This is a genomic window from Dietzia sp. UBA5065 (assembly GCA_002415925.1).
Lineage (GTDB): Bacteria > Actinomycetota > Actinomycetes > Mycobacteriales > Mycobacteriaceae > Dietzia.
This window is the reverse complement of record DIAZ01000157.1, coordinates 13165-13697: the sequence shown is the minus strand read 5'-3', so window position 1 is coordinate 13697 and position 533 is coordinate 13165. Positions and strand designations below refer to the sequence as shown.

The 533-nt window shown below is 70.4% G+C and carries 2 protein-coding genes; one reads left to right on the top strand and one right to left on the bottom strand.

What is annotated here, in order from left to right:
• A partial coding sequence (locus B4M60_RS12885) for an NTP transferase domain-containing protein (protein WP_291084660.1) occupies window positions 1-185 on the bottom strand: 185 nt, incomplete at its 3' end.
• Between the two features lie 82 nt (window positions 186-267).
• On the opposite strand from B4M60_RS12885, the gene B4M60_RS12880 reads away from it, so the two are divergent.
• A partial coding sequence (locus B4M60_RS12880; RefSeq protein WP_291084657.1) for an MFS transporter occupies window positions 268-533 on the top strand: 266 nt, incomplete at its 3' end.

The window sequence follows — 533 nt, the reverse complement described above, 5'->3', positions numbered from 1 at the left end:
TGGCCCACCACCACCACGACCGAATCCGGCCGGATCCCGGCCGCGGCGTGCAGGGCGTGGCCGAGCATGGTCCGCCCGCACACGCGGTGCAGCATCTTGGGGGTCGCGCTCTTCATCCGGGTGCCGGAGCCGGCGGCCAGGATGATGACCGCGGTCTGCTCGCGATCGGTGGGGGGTGTGGTCATCTGATCTCCTCGGGCGGGTGCCACTGAAGGATAAGGGGTGACCCCGACAGCGCGAACCGTGTCGCCGAGTACCCTGCCCCGCGTGTCACTTCTCCGGCGGCAACTCGCGGACACCCGGCCACTGGCGCAGCCGGACTTCCGCAGGTTGTGGATCGCCAACATCGTCACCGTGATCGGTGCCCAGCTGTCGATCGTCGCGGTCCCGCAGCAGGTGTTCGAGATCACCCGCAGCTCGGCGTACGTCGGGCTGACCGGCGTGTTCGCGCTGGTGCCGCTGATCGTGTTCGGGCTGTGGGGCGGGGCGCTGGCCGACGCGCTGGACCGGCGCAGGCTGCTCATGGTCACCAC